Genomic DNA, 15525 nt, shown 5'->3' on the forward strand with positions numbered 1-15525 from the left:
GCGATTTTTCCGCCTAATCCAGCCCCATCGCGCACCTGGCGCGATTATTTTTCGCCGCTGCGGGTGCTCGATTTGCCGCTGCCGCTGCCGCCGCCGACCAGGTCGGTCAGCTTGATGCGGTCGAACTCGCTCCAGACATTGGCGAGCCAGTGCCGGACATAGCCGCGGAGCACGAACGAATAGTTCGCGGCCTCGTCGTTGGTGCCCTTGTTGGCGACGAATTTGAGGAACGGCACCGAGGAGACCTCGACCTGCTCATAGGCCATTTCGTTGAGCTTGGGGATCGTGAGCTCGGTGGCATCCTTGATGCGGTGGAAATAGGAATTGTAGGTCGCCTGGTCCCACTGGAAGAACTGGGTGTCGTTGATGAAGTTCTTCACCAGGTAATATTTGGCGCCCTGCATGAAATTGGCGGTCTCGGCGATTTCGTCCAGCGAGGCGATCGAGGGGCCCAGGATATGGAACACCGCAAAGGTGATCTGGCCGGCCTTGGCGGCATCGAGAAAGCCGATGTCGCGGAGCGAGGCCAGCGCCGGCGACAGCAGTCCGGCGCGCACGTCGATCACGGTCACCGAGGTCCCGGCATTGAGCGTGTCGAAGATCTTCATCTGGTCCGCGGTCGTCGTCATGTCGACGATCTGGGTGATGTCGGGGTGGAAGCGCATCAGCGTGCCGCGCGGCGACTCGGTGTCGAACGCCCGGGTCGGGACGTTGTTGGCACTGAAATAATCCAGGAGCGTTCGCGACACGGTCGTCTTGCCGACCCCGCCCTTGTCCGCGCCCACCACAATCACGACTGGCTTTGCCATGGAATTTCCTACTACGCGCCCCCGATCGCGGGAGCGATCGGCAGGTCCCCATATACCTGTTTGGGCGCGAACATGGCAGAAACAAGGGAGAATTCAATTCCTTGAGCCCGCACCGGCGTTATTCGTAGGTAATTCGTTAATGTCGCCGTACCGAGGGCTCAGCTGTGCCGGCCCCAGGGTCCCCAGCCAGGACCCTGTCGTCCGCCCTGCCGCTGACCTTGCGGCAGGCCCGCGGGCGCTGCGGCATCGCTCCACGGACCGTGGGTGACCGGGGGCGGCAGCTGGTCCGCCGACTGCGGTTCCGCCTGATCCTCCGGCTCGTCGTCGGCCTCGTCAGGCAAGGCCAGCGGGCCCGGATCGCGGCCGCCGGCATATTGCACCAGCGCCTTGACCCGCGAATCCACCGACGGATGGGTCGCGAACAGATCGGCAAATCCCTCGCGGGGATTGTCGAAGCACAGTTCCATCACAGCCGAGGTGGCGCCGGGAAGCTCGCCGCGATTTTCGATCTTGCGCAGCGCCGTGATCATGGCGTCCGGGTTCTTGGTCAGTTCGACCGAGCCGGCGTCGGCCAGCAATTCGCGCGACCGCGACAGCGCCAGTTTGACCACCTGCGACAGCAGCCAGGCCAGCAGGATCAGCGCGACCGCGATGATGACGACGATGATCGCACCGCCGCCGGAGCTCTTGTTGTCGCTGTCCGAGGACGAAGAGGACGACGAACGTGAGGACGAGGATGACCACGATCCGCCGGACGAATTCCACGACAGGTTGGTGAACATGCGGAAGAACAGTTCGCCGAAGAAGCCGACCACGCCGGCGATGATGACCGCGATCACCATCAGCTGCACGTCGCCGTTGCGGATATGGGTCAGCTCATGGCCCAGCACCGCCTCGACCTCCTGGTCGTTGAGCGTCCTCAGCAGCCCTGTGGTGACGGTGATGGCGTATTGCCGGCGGTTGAGGCCGCTCGCGAATGCGTTCAGCGCCGGGCTGTCCATCACCTTCAGCTTCGGCATCGGAAGGCCGCGCGAGATGCAGAGGTTTTCCAGGAGATTATAGAGCCGCGGCTGCTGCTTTCGCGTCACGTCCTCGCCGCCGGTGACGGCGTCGATCATGTTCTGGTGGAAAAAATACGCGATCACGATCCAGAGCGCCGCGATGCCTGTCGCATAGGGAAAGGCCGTGACCAGATCGCGCCCTGCGGCCCGCAAATAATAATCGACCGAGGCGTCGCTGCGGATCACGACTTCCGCGAGCAGCGCGCCGGCATAGACCAGCACGTAGATCAGCAGGAACAGGCCGGCGAGCAGCAGCATCGAACGAAACTTGTTCGATGCAATATGCGTGTAGAGCCCGTACGCGGCCATGATGTGCTGTTTCTCGCTGGAATGTCGCGGGCCGTTAGAATTTTACGGTCGGCACGACCTCGACTTCGGTGCGGCTGGCGCCGAGATCGAAGAATTCCTTTTTGGTGAAGCCGAACATGCCGGCGAACAGCGCGGCGGGCAGCTGCTGGATGCCGGTGTTGTATTCCTGAACCGCGTTGTTGAAGAAGCGGCGGCTCGAGGCGATCTTGTTTTCGAGGTCGGACAGTTCGCCGGCGAGCTGCTGGAAATTGGTGTTGGCCTTGAGGTCCGGATAGGCCTCCGACAGCGCGATCAGGCGGCCGAGCGCACCGCTCAGCTGGTTCTCGGCGGCGCCGATCTGCGCCGGCCCTTGCGCGGACATCGCGGAGTTGCGGGCCTTGATCACGTCGTCGAGCGTGCCGCGCTCGTGGCTGGCGTAGCCCTTTACGGTCTCCACCAGGTTCGGGATCAGGTCGTGGCGCTGCTTGAGCTGCACGTCGATGTCGGCAAAGGCCTGGCCGACACGCTGGCTCAGCGCGACCAGGCGGTTATACGCACCGATGGCGAACAGCACGAGAATGACAATGACGCCGATAACGATCCAGCTCGTCGACATGGCAAACAACTCCTGATGAGGCGAAGAAAGTGTGGAACCTAGACGAAAACCGGGGCGTGCGGCAGCCCGCCGCGACGTGGGGTTTCGTTTAGTCGAAACCAGGGCGGGATAAGTTCACTCTTTCGTCGCCCCGGCGAAGGCCGGGGCCCATACGCCGCGGCCTTTCGTTGGGCACGCTGACGAACGCTTTCTTCGCCTAACTGGTGCCGGTGGCTATGGGTCCCGGCCTTCGCCGGGACGACCCGTTTGCTCCGCCACCGCATCCCCCCAGCGCCAGCGCCGGGCAACGGCATAATCCGCCTTGGCGCGGCGGGGCGTCCGGCTGAGGACCAGGCCGGCCGGGGTGCAAAGCTTGGCCGTGACTTCGACCTTGGAGACGGCCGGCTGTGACAACACCCGGGCCGGGCGCGCCGCTAACGGCGCGCGTGTTAACGCCACATAGGCGAATCTTTCGTCCTCGTAGGGCAGCTCGGCGCCCTTGACCTGCTTGTGCGCGCGCGAGCGTTGCAGGCGCTGGGTGAAATGACACCAGTCCGGCGCGGCAAGCGGACATGTTCCGTCGTGCGGGCAGGGGGCGGCGACATGCGCGCCGGCCGCGATCAAGCGCTCGCGCAGCGCGATGATCCGCGCATAGCCCGCCGGTGTGCCGGGCTCGACCACCAGCAGCGTCTCGCGGGTCTTTTCCCACATCAGCCCGGCGAGTGCGCTTTGTTCGGTGGCACTGAGTTCGCCGATCACGTAGCTGGCGATGACGAGGTCGGCGGCGTCAGCCTTGATCAGGGCGCTGCGTGCCTCGCTGCGTTCGTATTGGAGTTCGCGCAGGCGAAAACTCTCGCTGACCAGATCGAGCGCCAGTTTGCGCAACGCGTCGTTGGCGTCGAGCAGGGTAAAGCTTCGCAGCGAGGAAAATGCTTCCGCCGCTGCCCAACTCGCTGTGCCCGGCCCGGCGCCGATATCGAGCAGGGTTTTGGGCGCAAAATCGGGGCGGATTTCACCGAGCGCATTCAGGCTGGCGGTGACCGCGGCATAGGTCGCCGGCATCCGCGCCAGCGCATAGGCCAGTGCATCGGTCTCGGATCGGATCGTGCCGGAGCCGCCGCCATCGCGGTAATTTTTCGAGATCGACGCCGAGCGTTCCGCCGCGTCGCTCCGCGAAAAACCGCGCAGCTTGACGTCAAGCGCGGCTTTCAGTTCGGCGGGGAGGTCGGGTGAGGTCATCGCCTGCCGTCATCCTCACGTCATTCCGGGATGGTCCAAAGGACCAGACCTCAGGTGCGCAATTGCGCACCGGGGAATCTCGAGATTCCGGGTTCGCTTCGCGCCCCGGAATGACGACGTTGGTCCTACGCCACGTGCTGGTCGAGGATCTTCACGGCGTCGTCGAGGCCGACCGAGACCAGTTGCGACACCCCGCGTTCGGCCATGGTGACGCCGAACAGCCGGTTCATCCGCGCCATCGTGATCGGATTATGCGTGATGATGATGAAGCGGGTTTCGGTCGAGGACGTCATTTCATGCAAGAGGTTGCAGAACCGTTCGACGTTGTGGTCGTCGAGCGGCGCGTCGACTTCGTCCAGCACGCAGATCGGCGAAGGATTGGTGAGGAACACCGCAAAGATCAGCGCCAGCGCGGTCAGCGCCTGCTCGCCGCCCGACAGCAGTGAGAGCGTCTGCGGCTTCTTGCCGGGCGGTTTGGCGATGATTTCGAGGCCGGCTTCCAGCGGATCTTCGCTCTCGATCAGGTGCAATGCGGCTTCGCCGCCGCCGAACAATTCGGTGAACAGCCGTTTGAAGTGCTCGTTGACGGTTTCGAACGAGGTCAAGAGCCGCTCGCGCGCCTCCTTGTTGAGGCTTTGGATGCCCTGGCGCAGCCGCTTGATGGCTTCGACGAGGTCGTCGCGTTCGGTGGTCAATGCCGTGTGCTGGGTCTCGACTTCACGCAGCTCTTCCTCGGCGCGCAGATTGACCGCGCCAAGCCGCTCGCGGTCGCGGCGCAGCTTTTCTAGGTTTTCCTCGATCTCGGCGAGCGGCGGCAATTCCGCGCCCGGCTCGAGTTCGGCCAGACCAGCCACGGCATGCGGTTCGACTTCGAGCATGTCGTGGATTTCGCGCTCGATGTCGGAGAGGCGGCGCCTGGTGCCGTCCATGCGTTCCTCGGCGCGGGCGCACGCCTCGCGGGCGCTGGAGAGCGCTTCCAGCGAAGCCTTTGCCTCGCGGTCGGTCTCCGCCATCACGCTCTCGGCCGCAGCCAGCGCATCCGCGGCGACGCGGCGCGCGCTTTCGGCGGACTCGATCTCGCTGATCAGCGCGCGGCGCTTCTGGGCGAACAGCGCCGGCGCGTCTTCGAGCTCGGCACGCTCTGCGGTCACTTCGGTGACGCGGGCTTCGATGGTGGAAACCTGCGAGGCTGCGCTTTGCTTGCGGTTCTGCCATTCGGTGCGCTCGGCGAGGATCGCCTGCACACGGCGGTCGGCCAGTTCAGCCTCGCGCGCCAGCGCCTGCGCTTCGGCACGCACTTGTGCTGCGAAGCGGCGATGGCCCTCGATGTCGGTGCGAACGGTGCCGAGCCTGGTTTCGGTCTCGAGGCTCGGCGGCAGCTCGGCCAGCACCGCATTGGCGTTCTCATGCGCGGCCTCGACCTCGGCACGGTCGGCGGCAATGCGCGTATGGGCTTCTGTCAGCGTCGCTTTGCGTGCGGCGTGGCGGTTGATCTCGCGCTCGGTCGCGGCATGGCGTTCGCGTGCGGCATCGGCCTCGCGCTGCGCGGCACGCCAGGCGTCACGGGCAGCAGACTCGGCGCCCGATGCCGCCTTCAATTCGCTCTCGGCGTCTTCCAGCGCCTGCCGCTTGGCGGCCGCATCGCTACGGGCCTGCTCCAGCTCGTTTTCGATATCGACCAGGCGGGCGCGTTCGGCGAGACGCCGTGCGGCGCCGGTCGGGGCGTGGGCGGCGGCGACAAAGCCGTCCCAGCGCCAGACGTCGCCTTCCAGCGACACCAGCCGCTGGCCGGTCTTCAGCTGAGACACCAGTTCCGCGCCGCGCTCCTTGGCGACGACGCCGATCTGCGCCAGACGGCGCGCCAACTCGGACGGCGCTTCGACATGGGCGGCAAGCGCTTCGACGCCCGCGGGCAACGCCGGATCGTCGAAGGTTGCACCCGCATTGGTCCAGCGCATCGGCGCGGACGGATCGATCGGTGCATCGAGGTCGTCGCCGAGCACGGCGCCAAGCGCCTTTTCGTACCCCTTGGTGACGGTGACGCCATCGATGATCGGCGGCCACAGGTTCTTGGTCTCGCCATTGACGAGCTTTGAAATCGTGCGCGCTTCGGTCTCTAACCGTTGCACGCGCTTGTCGGCTTCCGCCAGCGGCGCACGTGACGCTTCCAGCCGTGCACGCGCGGCGACATGGCCGGCCTCGTTGGCCTGCGCGGCGGCTTCCGATGCGGCGAGCGTTTCCTGCGCGGTTTCCATGGCGCCGGCAAGCGCGTCGATGTCGCCGAGATTGCCGGTTTCCTGCGCGAGCTTGGTTTCCTCAGCCTGGACGTTGGCGATTTCCTGGTCGAGCCGGGCCAGGCGGTCGCGATGGGTGCGCACGCCGGCCTCTAACTGGTTGCGCTTGGCGGTGAGGTCGGCCAGCACCGTCGTCAATTCCGAGAACATGCGCTCGGCGGCGGCCAGCGTCGCTTCCGCTTCGGAGACGCGTTCATCGACGCCGCTGCGCTTCTCGACGCGCGACTTGATCTCTTCCTTGATTTCCGAATCTTCGGTGTCGAGCCGCAGCAAGGCGACTTCGGCGTCCGAGGTCTGCTGCTGTTCGCGTGCGATGTCGGCGGTGAACTGGGTCAGGCGGCGGTCGAGTTCGGCGACACGCTCCTTCGCGCGCTCTTCCTCGCGGTCGAGCAGCTCGCGCGCATTGGTGAGGCGTTGCAGTCCGGCCGCGGCGCGGGCTTCGCCCTCGCGCAGCGCGGGCAGTTCGGAGGCGCGGATCGCCTGGATACGGGCCGCTTCAGCCTGTTCACGGGTGCGTTCAGCCATCTCGCGCACGTTGAGGTCATGGGTGCGCGCGGCTTCCGCCACGTCGGTGTTGGCTTCGAGCCAGCGCAGATGGAACAGCGTGGCCTCGGCCTTGCGCACCTTGGCGGCGACTTCGCGGAACCGGATCGCCTGCCGCGCCTGCTTCTTCAAGCCGTCGACCTGGCCGGAGAGCTGGCCGATCACGTCCTCGACGCGGGTGAGGTTGGTCTCGGCCGCCCGCAGCCGCAATTCGGCTTCATGGCGGCGGGCGTGCAGCCCGGCGACGCCGGCGGCGTCTTCCAGCACGCGGCGGCGCTGTTCGGGCTTGGCCTGAATGATTTCGCCGATCTTGCCTTGGTGAACCAGTGCCGGCGAACGCGCGCCAGTGGCGGCATCGGCGAACAGGATCTGCACGTCACGGGCGCGGACGTCGCGGCCATTGATGCGATAGACCGAGCCTGCTTCGCGCTCGATGCGTCGGGAAATTTCCAGAATCTCGCGGTCGTTCATTGCCGCCGGCGCCGAGCGATCGGCATTGTCGATCGTCATCACCACTTCGGCGTGGTTGCGCGCCGGACGGTTGCCGGAACCGGCAAAGATCACCGCATCCATGTCGGCGGCGCGCAGCGATTTGTGCGAGGTCTCGCCCATCGCCCAGCGTAGTGCCTCGACAAGGTTGGATTTGCCGCAGCCGTTCGGCCCGACCACACCGGTCAGGCCGGGCTCGATCATGAAGTCGGTGGGTTCAACGAACGACTTGAAACCATGAAGGCGGAGGCGCGTGAGTTTCATGAACACGATTCTCTGTTGGCCGGGCGCGAATCTCCCTGCCGTGACAATACCATGGAAGGCAATGTCGGTGTGTGGATGAGTCGCGCGTTGCGTCTCTTATGGAGCGCGACAATGGCGAGGCCGGGGCCGAAGGGCAACGGGCGCGAAGGGCTTTTCCCAAGCCTTTTGTCGAGGTTTTTGCAGGGCTTACAGGCCCGTATGAATCCGGTGGGCGAATCAGGTTTTCAACAGGGATTTGTTCGCTTCGCGCGCCGGCCGATCAGGCCCGCTCCCTCAAAATGAGCCGATCAGCTCTTGAGCATCGAATTGATGCGCTTGCTGAACTCCTCGAAGCTCTGCTCGCCCTTGATCATCTCGCCATTGATGAAGAAGGTCGGCGTCGACTGCACCTTCAGCACCTCGGCGGCGTATTTCTGGTCGGCCGCGATCTTGTCGAGCAGCTTCTGGTCCTTGAGGCAATCTTCCACCGCCGCTTGCGTGAGGCCGGCCTGCTTGCCGATCCGGATCAGCGTCTCCGTGGTGTTCTTCAGCACCCAGTCGTTCTGCTGCTTGAAGAGGAGGTCGACGACCGCGAAATATTTCGGCGCGTCGTCCTTGGCGATGCAGCGCGCCAGCATCGAACCGGCGGCGGCCTTGATGTCGAGCGGGAATTCGCGGAACACGAAACGGATCTTGCCGGTGTCGATGAATTCCGCCTTGATCTTGGGGAACACCTGCTCCGTGAACGCTGCGCAATGCGAGCAGCTCATCGAGGCGTATTCGGTGATGGTGACCGAGGCATTCGGCGGGCCGAGCGCCATGTCCGGCAGCGACTGCGGCTTGGCGACGTCGGCGGCGCCCTGTGCCAGCGCGTCATTGATCAGCCGCAGCGGCGAGAAGCCGGCGAGGGCGGCAAGCCCGGTCAGCGAAAGGGCGGCGGTGAAGGCGCGGCGCGTGATGATCAAGGTCAGCTCCCGATTGGCGCGTTCACGCCCGAAGAAGTACGAAAAACGAGCCTTCGCGTAGCTTGAAACGATAATTGTGGCAATGGCAGGTTGCCGCGGGCCGGGCGCGCGGCAGGCTCAATTTCGCTTGATCGAGGCACCGAGCCGCGCCAGCGCGTCGCGCAATTCGTCATCCTCGACCGAGGACAGGGTTTTGGCGATCTCGGCGACCGCCTTCGGGTCCGGCGCGCGGGACGGTTTTGGCCGGTCCCGGCGCGACAGCGGCGCCTGCCGCAGCGCCAGCCGTCCGACCGCGCTCCAGCCGAAGAAGCGGTTGACCCGCTCCAGGATCACGTCGGAGGAATGCTGGATTTCCAGCGCCATCGGACCTTCCACCCGCAGCACCAGGGTGGCCGGTTCCTGCGGCTGGCCCTCGACCGGCCGCGGCCATTGCATCTTCAGCGGCTCGGAATGGGCCGCGATCTCGCGGCCTGCAATCTCAGCCCAGCGCGTCACCAGCTCGCGCGCGGCGAACCCCTGCTTAGCATAGGCGTCGGAAAACACGTCGCCGAGCAGGACGGAAAGCGGTTTTGCGGAGATCGGGCCGGGTTTTGCCATGGGGGCTTATAGCACGGAGCGGCTTGCGACAGGAACCGGGCAAAGAAAGACGTGGATGCTCGCGACAAGCACGGGCATGACGTGGAGAGAATGTCATCCCGCTATTACAGTGCCTTCATGAATCCTGCCGTGGCCACCAAACCCCGACGACGAGGAAGTGCGACGCCGGGCCGTCCCGCGCTGCTGCTCGATTGGTACGACCGGCATCGCCGCGTGCTGCCGTGGCGGCCGCCGGCGGGGGAGCGCGCGGTTCCCTACCGGATCTGGCTGTCCGAAATCATGCTGCAGCAGACCGGCGTCAAAACGGTCGGGCCGTACTTCCTGAAGTTTGTGACGCGCTGGCCCGATGTCGCGGCGCTTGGCCGGGCCTCGCTCGATGACGTGCTGCGGATGTGGGCCGGGCTCGGCTACTATTCGCGGGCGCGCAATCTGCACGCCTGCGCGGTGGCGGTGTTGCGCGACCATGGCGGGGTGTTTCCGGATACCGAAGAAGGTCTGCGCAGCTTGCCGGGGATCGGGCCGTACACGGCAGCGGCGATCTCGGCGATTGCGTTCGATATCAGAACCATGCCGGTCGACGGCAATATCGAGCGCGTGACGTCGCGGCTGTTCGCCGTCGAGGAGCCGCTGCCACAGGCCAAGCCGTTGATCCAGCAATTGGCAGCCACATTATTGGGTCCCTCCCGTGCCGGCGATAGCGCGCAGGCTCTGATGGATTTGGGCTCTTCGATTTGCACACCGAAGAAACCGGCATGTGTGCTGTGTCCGCTGAACGACGATTGCCTGGCACGGTCACGCGGCGATCAGGAGATTTTTCCGCGCAAAGCGCCGAAGAAGACGGGAACGATGCGCCGCGGCGCGGCCTTCATCGTCACGCGGGGCGATGAATTGCTGGTCCGCACCCGCGCGGAAAAAGGCCTGCTTGGCGGCATGACCGAAGTCCCGGGCTCGGACTGGCTCGCCGGCCAGGACGACAATGCGGCCTTGCAGCAGGCGCCGGCGCTCAAGGGGATCGCCAAATGGCATCGCAAGGTGGGCGTGGTGACGCATGTCTTCACGCATTTTCCGCTTGAGCTGGTGATCTACACGGCGAAGGTGGCCGCGCGGACGCGAGCACCGGACGGAATGCGCTGGGTCCCGATCGCGACGCTCGCGGGTGAGGCGCTGCCCAATGTCATGCGCAAGGCGATCGCGCACGGGCTAAATCTCTAGCAAGCCATCGCCAAATCCGGCTGTGGATGGAGCGCCAAACAGTAAAAGGCCTAAAATGGTATTTCGTGTCTTGATCATCGGTGGCACGGGGCAGGTGGGAGCTGCGGTGGTGCGCGCGCTGGCTGCTGAGCCGTCCTGCGCTGAAGTCGTGATGGTCAATCGCAGGGCGATTTCCCTGAGCGCTGATCCCCGTGTGCGGCAGGTGATCCTGGATACGGCAGCTGCTCAGTTTCCGGCAGAAGTGACCAAGCTTGCGCAGAGCATGGTTGCGCTAGGCGATCCTGTCTATGCGGCATCCTGTGTGGGTGTCGGCAAAGGCAGCTTGAAGTGGAGTGAGGAGGAATTGAAGGCCCTCGAAATTGGCGTGGTCGGTGGCTTTGCCCGCGGTTGTCAGGCCGGGGGTATCACACGGTTTTCACTGCTCTCGGCAGTGGGAAGCAGCTCGAAAAGCAGGATTCGCTATGTGCGGGTCATGGGGTTGAAGGAAGAGACGGTTCAAGGGATAGGCTTCCAACGCCTCGCGATTTTTCGTCCGGGAATTATCGCGGGCAATGCTCACACGCCGCGCTATGTGGCCTAGCTGGGGCGTCTGATTCCCGGACCTTTTGGCACGATTGAGCAGGACGATATCGGGCGCGCCTTTGTCGCTGAGTTCATCAGCAGTTCGGCCCCAAACGGGGTTATGTATCTCGAAAATGGAGCGATGAGACAGATGTCTCGTGCGCTTGAGTCGTCCACTATTTATTTGGGAGGCAGTTCTGGTCTGCTGACACCATGCTGTCAGCAGGCCTCCGCTACAACGCGGCGATCAGGAGGTTCCCATGATCGCAACCGCGCTCGACCATCTCACGCTCCCGCCATCCTCAAGACTGCTCGGCTGGCATCTGCTCGATGCACGGCCCAACGATGGCTGGATCCGGATCGGCTTCGACGGCCGCAAGGATTTCTGCAATCCGGCCGGCTTCGTCCAGGGCGGCATTCTCTCCGCAATGCTCGACGACACCATGGGGCCGGCGGTGTTCGCGATGACCGACGGAAAACTTTACACCGCGACCATCACCATGACCGTGAATTTTCTAACTCCGGCCAAGCCGGGCAAGATTGTCGGTGAAGCGACCGTGACACAGCTTGGCAAGACCATCGCCTTTGTCGAGGGCAGGCTGATGTCTGAAGATGGCACCGTCTTGGCAACGGCCACCACCAGCGCGCGGCTGGTCGAGACTGCGAAGCTATCAGGTCGTTAGCGCCCGAACTGCACGATCGGCGGCTTGGCGTTGAGGCCTTCGACCTGGAAACCGGCGACGCGCTTGTAATTGGCCGCGATGTCTTCCAATTCCTTGAGCGACAGCACGTCGGTGACGACCTCATAACCGTCGGGCGCGCGCTCCTCGACCATCTGCATCACCTGTTCCGGCCCGTTGCGCCGGTTCAGCATGACCAGATCAGTGGTCGCGGGCCGGCGCTCGGCCTCGTAGGCCGTGAGCGCGGCATTAGTCGGGCCGTGCGCCAGGATTTCGCGGGTGATCACACGGGCATCCAGAATCGCCTGCGAGGCGCCGTTGGAGCCGATCGGGTACATCGGATGCGCGGCGTCGCCCATCAATGTGACCCGGCCGAAGGTCCATTGCGGAATCGGATCGCGGTCGACCAGCGGATATTCGTACGCATGCGGGCAGTTGCGGATCAGGCCGGGCACGTCGAGCCAGTCGAATTTCCAGTCCTTGAACCAGGGCAGGAATTCGTCGAGCTTGGCGGTCCGGTTATAGTCCTCGCGGCGCCACTGATAGGTCGGCGGCATGTGCCGCTCGGCCACCCAGTTGATGCTAGACTTGCCTGAGGCGTCCGGCTGCTTCGAAATCGGATAGCAGACGAATTTCAGGATCTCGTGGCCGGCCATGATCATGGTGCGGCCCGACAGGAAGGCGTCAGATTTGGTGATGCCGCGCCACAGGATGCGCCCATTCCAGATCGGCGGGCCTTCCTGCGGATAAAGTTTTTCGCGGATCGCCGAATGAATGCCGTCGGCGGCAATCAGCAGCACGCCGTCATGGCTCCCGGCCGTTTTCCCGGTCGCCTTGTCGATGAATTCGGCGCGGACGCCATCGGCGCTTTCTGTCCAGCCGGTGAGATGGTGGCTGGTGAGGATGTTCTCTTTTCCGAGCCGTTCGGTCGCGGCGTCGAGCAGGATCTGCTGCAGCGTGCCGCGGTGGATCGAGAATTGCGGCCATTTGTAGCCGGCTTCGACGCCGCGCGGCTCGCTCCAGATCGGTTTGCCGTGCTTGGAAAAATACGCCAGTTCCTTGGTGCGGACGGCGGCCGCGTCGAGTTGGTCGTGCAGGCCGAGCTCGATCAGCTCGCGCACCGCATGCGGCAACACGTTGATACCGACGCCGAGCGGCCGAAGCTCCGGCACGCTTTCAAAGACGCGTGCGGGAACGCCGATCTGGTGCAGGCTGAGCGCCAGCGTCAGCCCGCCAATGCCACCGCCGGCGATGAGTACGGTCATGTCTACGCCTCTGTTACCTCCGGGGCGTCATGACATGAGGGGCGGCAGGGGGCAACTGCGAAAGCCCGGCCAGTATCCCGTCCCCAACGTTTACGGCGGTGCGGGCGGAGCGCCGAAGAAGCCGATGATCCTGACCAGCCGGCCGTCGGGGCCGAGCTCGCCAAAATCGATCGAGATGTCGCCGCAGCTGCCGTCCGCGCGCACCAGGTGCCAGAGGAAGCGGACCACGTTGTGGTGCGCGTCGATGCCGCTCATGAACTCGAGCCGCGCGCCGGGCCGTGAGGCCTGTGTCGCAGCGATGTGGCGGGCGAGTTCGTTCCGCCCCGTCAGCGAGGCCCTGGGATCGAGATAGACGCCGACGTCACTCCAGCATTGCGCGAGCAGCGCTTGCCGGGCTGCAGCCTCCGGCTCGTTCCATGCCGCCATGTACTGCGTCACGATTTTTGTGATTGCGCTGCCGTCCATGAATACTCCCCGCACGATTGAACGAACGCCAAGTCTTGCAAGCCCTTCGCGGCTTGTCACTTACATCCGAGGTAATTGCCGTTCTGACGTGATGGTCTAGATTGCGGCACATGGGCATACCAAAACAAAATTTGCAGGATGCCGCGGCCGGGCACTTCAGCAGTCTGCTGAAGCATTGGCGCAGCGTGCGCAGACTAACCCAGATCGAACTGGCAAGTGACGCCAACGTATCGGCGCGGCATCTGTGCTTTCTGGAAACCGGCCGGTCGCAGCCGAGCCGCGAGATGGTGCAACTCCTCGGCAGCGCGCTCGATCTGCCGCTCGAGGAGCGCAACGCCTTGCACGTCGCGGCGGGCTTCGTGCCGCCCTACGGCGACAAGGGGCTCGCGGCCGATAATCTTCAGCCGGTGCAGCAGGCGGTGGATTTCATCCTGCGGCAGCAGGAGCCGTATCCGGGGATCGTGGTCGACGGGCACTGGGACGTTCGGATGCGCAACCAAGGGTCCGCGCGCCTGCTCAAGCCGTTTCGTGATTCCTACCGGATGGAAGCCGGCGTTGCCGACAACGCCATGCACGTCGTTTTCCATCCAAAAGGCCTGCGGCAGTTCATCGTGAACTGGGAAGAGTTCGCCGGCCAGATGATCCAGATCCTGCACCGTGACGTCGCACAGGGTAGCCGCGCGGCCGCCCGGCTGTTCGACGAGATCATGGCCTATCCCGGGCTGCCGGCCGAATGGCGGCTTCCGCGCCATTCGCAGGCCAGTTCGCCCGTCATGATCATGCAACTCGCCAAAGGTGATTTACGGCTCGCGTTCTTTTCCACCTTTACGACGCTAGCAATGCCGACGGACGCGGCGCTGCAACAGATCAAGATCGAATGCTTTTTTCCGGCAGACGATGCAACCGCAGAGATGGCGCGCCGGATGGCGCTTTGACAAAAATTGAGGAGATGAAAAATGCAATTGGCAAAACGTGACCATCAATCCGCCGAGACGATGGAAGAATTGCGCGCGTTGAACGCCCGCTTCATCCATAATTTCATCACCAACGACGTGGCCTCGCACGACGCCATCCTGCACCCTGCCTTCATCAGCATCTGGCCGACCGGACAGCGCTGGGATCGCGCGACCTATCTGAAATACTGGGCGACCGCCTTCGATCCGAAACTGATCCCCTACTGGGATGTCCGCGACGAACTCATCACCGTCATCGGCGATGTCGCGCTGGTACGCTCCACCAACAAGGCCACCCGCCGCCGCGACGGCAACGAAGTGACCGGCATGACCATGTACACCGACACCTACCTGTTCGAGAACGGCGCGTGGAAGTGCATCCAGGCTCAGATCCAGACGGTGGCGCCCGAATTCTATCCTGGCGACGATACCATCGTCAGCGTCTACATCGACGGCAAGTTGCAGCCCCGCGCGGCGTGAGTGCCACTTCAGGGTTCGCCTGGGATAGACGGCGCAGCAATGCGCCGCTAACCTGAGGCATCACCCGTGAGGACCAACATGCTCAAGCTCTATTTTGCCCCCGGCACCTGTGCGCTCGCCACCCACATCGCGCTGGCGGAAGCCGGCGCCGACTACACCGCCGAGCGGATCGACTTCAAGACCAACCAGCAGCAAAGTCCGGAATATTTGGCGATCAATCCGAAAGGCCGCGTGCCGGCGCTGGTCACCGATCGCGGCGTCCTGACCGAGAACGTGGCGATGCTGGCCTACATCGCGCAGAGTTTTCCAAAGGCGAAGTTGGCGCCGCTCGATGATCCCTTTGCGTTCGCGCAGGTGCAGGCCATCAACAGCTATTTGTCTTCGACGGTACACGTGGCGCATTCCCATAAGGGGCGTGGCTACCGTTGGGCCACGGAAGAATCCTCCTTCGCCGACATGAAGAAGACGCTTCCGAAAAGCATGGGCGCGGTCTTTGCACTGCTCGAGCAGAAGATGCTCAAGGGCCCATGGATGATGGGCGAGACCTACACGATCTGCGACCCCTATCTGTTCACGCTGACGGGATGGCTGGAAGGCGACGGCGTCGACATGGCGACGCTGCCGAAGGTCGCCGACCATTTCAAGCGCATGAAGGACCGGCCCGCCGTGCAGAAGGCGCTGGCGGAAGAGAAGGTGTGAATTTTCGTCGCCCGGCCTTGAGCCGGGATCTACCGTGTTAGCTGTCAAGAGGCGTTAGCGCCTTTCCAAGGCTGTCCGGACCTGATT

15 protein-coding genes are annotated in these 15525 nt (G+C 64.1%); 6 read left to right on the forward strand and 9 right to left on the reverse strand.

Annotated elements, in window-relative coordinates:
* Positions 1-44: 44 nt before the first annotated feature.
* From JQ611_RS37060 to JQ611_RS37090, 7 genes are all read right to left on the reverse strand, one after another.
* Positions 45-809, reverse strand: coding sequence for a hypothetical protein (locus tag JQ611_RS37060; protein WP_192738565.1), 765 nt, complete (start codon positions 807-809; stop codon positions 45-47).
* A gap of 158 nt (positions 810-967) precedes the next feature.
* A complete protein-coding gene (locus tag JQ611_RS37065; RefSeq protein ID WP_212269506.1) occupies positions 968-2179 on the reverse strand; it encodes a M48 family metallopeptidase in 1212 nt (403 codons plus the stop codon).
* Between the two features lie 34 nt (positions 2180-2213).
* Positions 2214-2774: a LemA family protein gene (locus JQ611_RS37070; protein ID WP_212269505.1), complete on the reverse strand. Its 561-nt coding sequence runs from the start codon at positions 2772-2774 to the stop codon at positions 2214-2216.
* Between the two features lie 213 nt (positions 2775-2987).
* Positions 2988-3992, reverse strand: a complete 1005-nt coding sequence (locus tag JQ611_RS37075; protein ID WP_212468229.1) for a small ribosomal subunit Rsm22 family protein — start codon at positions 3990-3992, stop codon at positions 2988-2990.
* A gap of 125 nt (positions 3993-4117) precedes the next feature.
* Positions 4118-7582: a chromosome segregation protein SMC gene (gene smc / locus JQ611_RS37080; protein ID WP_212269503.1), complete on the reverse strand. Its 3465-nt coding sequence runs from the start codon at positions 7580-7582 to the stop codon at positions 4118-4120.
* 287 nt (positions 7583-7869) lie between these two features.
* Positions 7870-8526 (reverse strand): DsbA family protein, encoded by a 657-nt coding sequence (locus JQ611_RS37085; protein ID WP_212468230.1) that lies wholly within the window; start codon positions 8524-8526, stop codon positions 7870-7872.
* Between the two features lie 117 nt (positions 8527-8643).
* A complete protein-coding gene (locus JQ611_RS37090; RefSeq protein ID WP_192738571.1) occupies positions 8644-9123 on the reverse strand; it encodes a DUF721 domain-containing protein in 480 nt (159 codons plus the stop codon).
* A 117-nt stretch (positions 9124-9240) separates the two neighbouring features.
* Here JQ611_RS37090 and JQ611_RS37095 point away from each other — a divergent pair, with 117 nt between their 5' ends.
* From JQ611_RS37095 to JQ611_RS37105, 3 genes are all read left to right on the forward strand, one after another.
* The gene (locus JQ611_RS37095) at positions 9241-10335 is read left to right on the forward strand and encodes an A/G-specific adenine glycosylase (protein WP_249133753.1); all 1095 of its coding nucleotides are present in this window, start codon (positions 9241-9243) and stop codon (positions 10333-10335) included.
* Between the two features lie 55 nt (positions 10336-10390).
* Positions 10391-10915, forward strand: coding sequence for a hypothetical protein (locus tag JQ611_RS37100; RefSeq protein WP_212468231.1), 525 nt, complete (start codon positions 10391-10393; stop codon positions 10913-10915).
* A gap of 241 nt (positions 10916-11156) precedes the next feature.
* Positions 11157-11579 (forward strand): PaaI family thioesterase, encoded by a 423-nt coding sequence (locus JQ611_RS37105; RefSeq protein ID WP_212269499.1) that lies wholly within the window; start codon positions 11157-11159, stop codon positions 11577-11579.
* On the opposite strand, the gene JQ611_RS37110 is transcribed toward JQ611_RS37105, so the two are convergent.
* Together JQ611_RS37110 and JQ611_RS37115 are read right to left on the reverse strand one after the other, a co-directional pair.
* The gene (locus JQ611_RS37110) at positions 11576-12841 is read right to left on the reverse strand and encodes a flavin-dependent oxidoreductase (protein ID WP_212269498.1); all 1266 of its coding nucleotides are present in this window, start codon (positions 12839-12841) and stop codon (positions 11576-11578) included. The two genes, JQ611_RS37105 and JQ611_RS37110, sit on opposite strands and share 4 nt — an antisense overlap.
* A gap of 90 nt (positions 12842-12931) precedes the next feature.
* The gene (locus JQ611_RS37115) at positions 12932-13306 is read right to left on the reverse strand and encodes a nuclear transport factor 2 family protein (RefSeq protein ID WP_212269497.1); all 375 of its coding nucleotides are present in this window, start codon (positions 13304-13306) and stop codon (positions 12932-12934) included.
* Between the two features lie 110 nt (positions 13307-13416).
* On the opposite strand from JQ611_RS37115, the gene JQ611_RS37120 reads away from it, so the two are divergent.
* From JQ611_RS37120 to JQ611_RS37130, 3 genes are all read left to right on the forward strand, one after another.
* Positions 13417-14241, forward strand: coding sequence for a helix-turn-helix domain-containing protein (locus JQ611_RS37120; RefSeq protein ID WP_212269496.1), 825 nt, complete (start codon positions 13417-13419; stop codon positions 14239-14241).
* Positions 14242-14262: 21 nt separating this feature from the next.
* Positions 14263-14739: a nuclear transport factor 2 family protein gene (locus JQ611_RS37125; protein ID WP_212269495.1), complete on the forward strand. Its 477-nt coding sequence runs from the start codon at positions 14263-14265 to the stop codon at positions 14737-14739.
* 78 nt (positions 14740-14817) lie between these two features.
* A complete protein-coding gene (locus tag JQ611_RS37130; protein ID WP_212269494.1) occupies positions 14818-15438 on the forward strand; it encodes a glutathione S-transferase family protein in 621 nt (206 codons plus the stop codon).
* Positions 15439-15525 lie beyond the last annotated feature (87 nt).

It is taken from the genome of Bradyrhizobium sp. AUGA SZCCT0182 (assembly GCF_018130185.1).
In the GTDB taxonomy this organism is placed as follows: domain Bacteria; phylum Pseudomonadota; class Alphaproteobacteria; order Rhizobiales; family Xanthobacteraceae; genus Bradyrhizobium.

Bases quoted from the DNA above. Each gene is read 5' to 3' on its own strand.
- JQ611_RS37095 (WP_249133753.1), top strand. From the start codon at position 9,241: ATGAATCCTGCCGTGGCCACCAAACCCCGACGACGAGGAAGTGCGACG.
- JQ611_RS37115 (WP_212269497.1), bottom strand. From the start codon at position 13,306: ATGGACGGCAGCGCAATCACAAAAATCGTGACGCAGTACATGGCGGCA.
- JQ611_RS37090 (WP_192738571.1), bottom strand. From the start codon at position 9,123: ATGGCAAAACCCGGCCCGATCTCCGCAAAACCGCTTTCCGTCCTGCTC.
- JQ611_RS37110 (WP_212269498.1), bottom strand. From the start codon at position 12,841: ATGACCGTACTCATCGCCGGCGGTGGCATTGGCGGGCTGACGCTGGCG.
- JQ611_RS37125 (WP_212269495.1), top strand. From the start codon at position 14,263: ATGCAATTGGCAAAACGTGACCATCAATCCGCCGAGACGATGGAAGAA.
- JQ611_RS37120 (WP_212269496.1), top strand. From the start codon at position 13,417: ATGGGCATACCAAAACAAAATTTGCAGGATGCCGCGGCCGGGCACTTC.
- JQ611_RS37065 (WP_212269506.1), bottom strand. From the start codon at position 2,179: ATGGCCGCGTACGGGCTCTACACGCATATTGCATCGAACAAGTTTCGT.
- JQ611_RS37130 (WP_212269494.1), top strand. From the start codon at position 14,818: ATGCTCAAGCTCTATTTTGCCCCCGGCACCTGTGCGCTCGCCACCCAC.
- smc (WP_212269503.1), bottom strand. From the start codon at position 7,582: ATGAAACTCACGCGCCTCCGCCTTCATGGTTTCAAGTCGTTCGTTGAA.
- JQ611_RS37070 (WP_212269505.1), bottom strand. From the start codon at position 2,774: ATGTCGACGAGCTGGATCGTTATCGGCGTCATTGTCATTCTCGTGCTG.
- JQ611_RS37105 (WP_212269499.1), top strand. From the start codon at position 11,157: ATGATCGCAACCGCGCTCGACCATCTCACGCTCCCGCCATCCTCAAGA.
- JQ611_RS37075 (WP_212468229.1), bottom strand. From the start codon at position 3,992: ATGACCTCACCCGACCTCCCCGCCGAACTGAAAGCCGCGCTTGACGTC.
- JQ611_RS37060 (WP_192738565.1), bottom strand. From the start codon at position 809: ATGGCAAAGCCAGTCGTGATTGTGGTGGGCGCGGACAAGGGCGGGGTC.
- JQ611_RS37100 (WP_212468231.1), top strand. From the start codon at position 10,391: ATGGTATTTCGTGTCTTGATCATCGGTGGCACGGGGCAGGTGGGAGCT.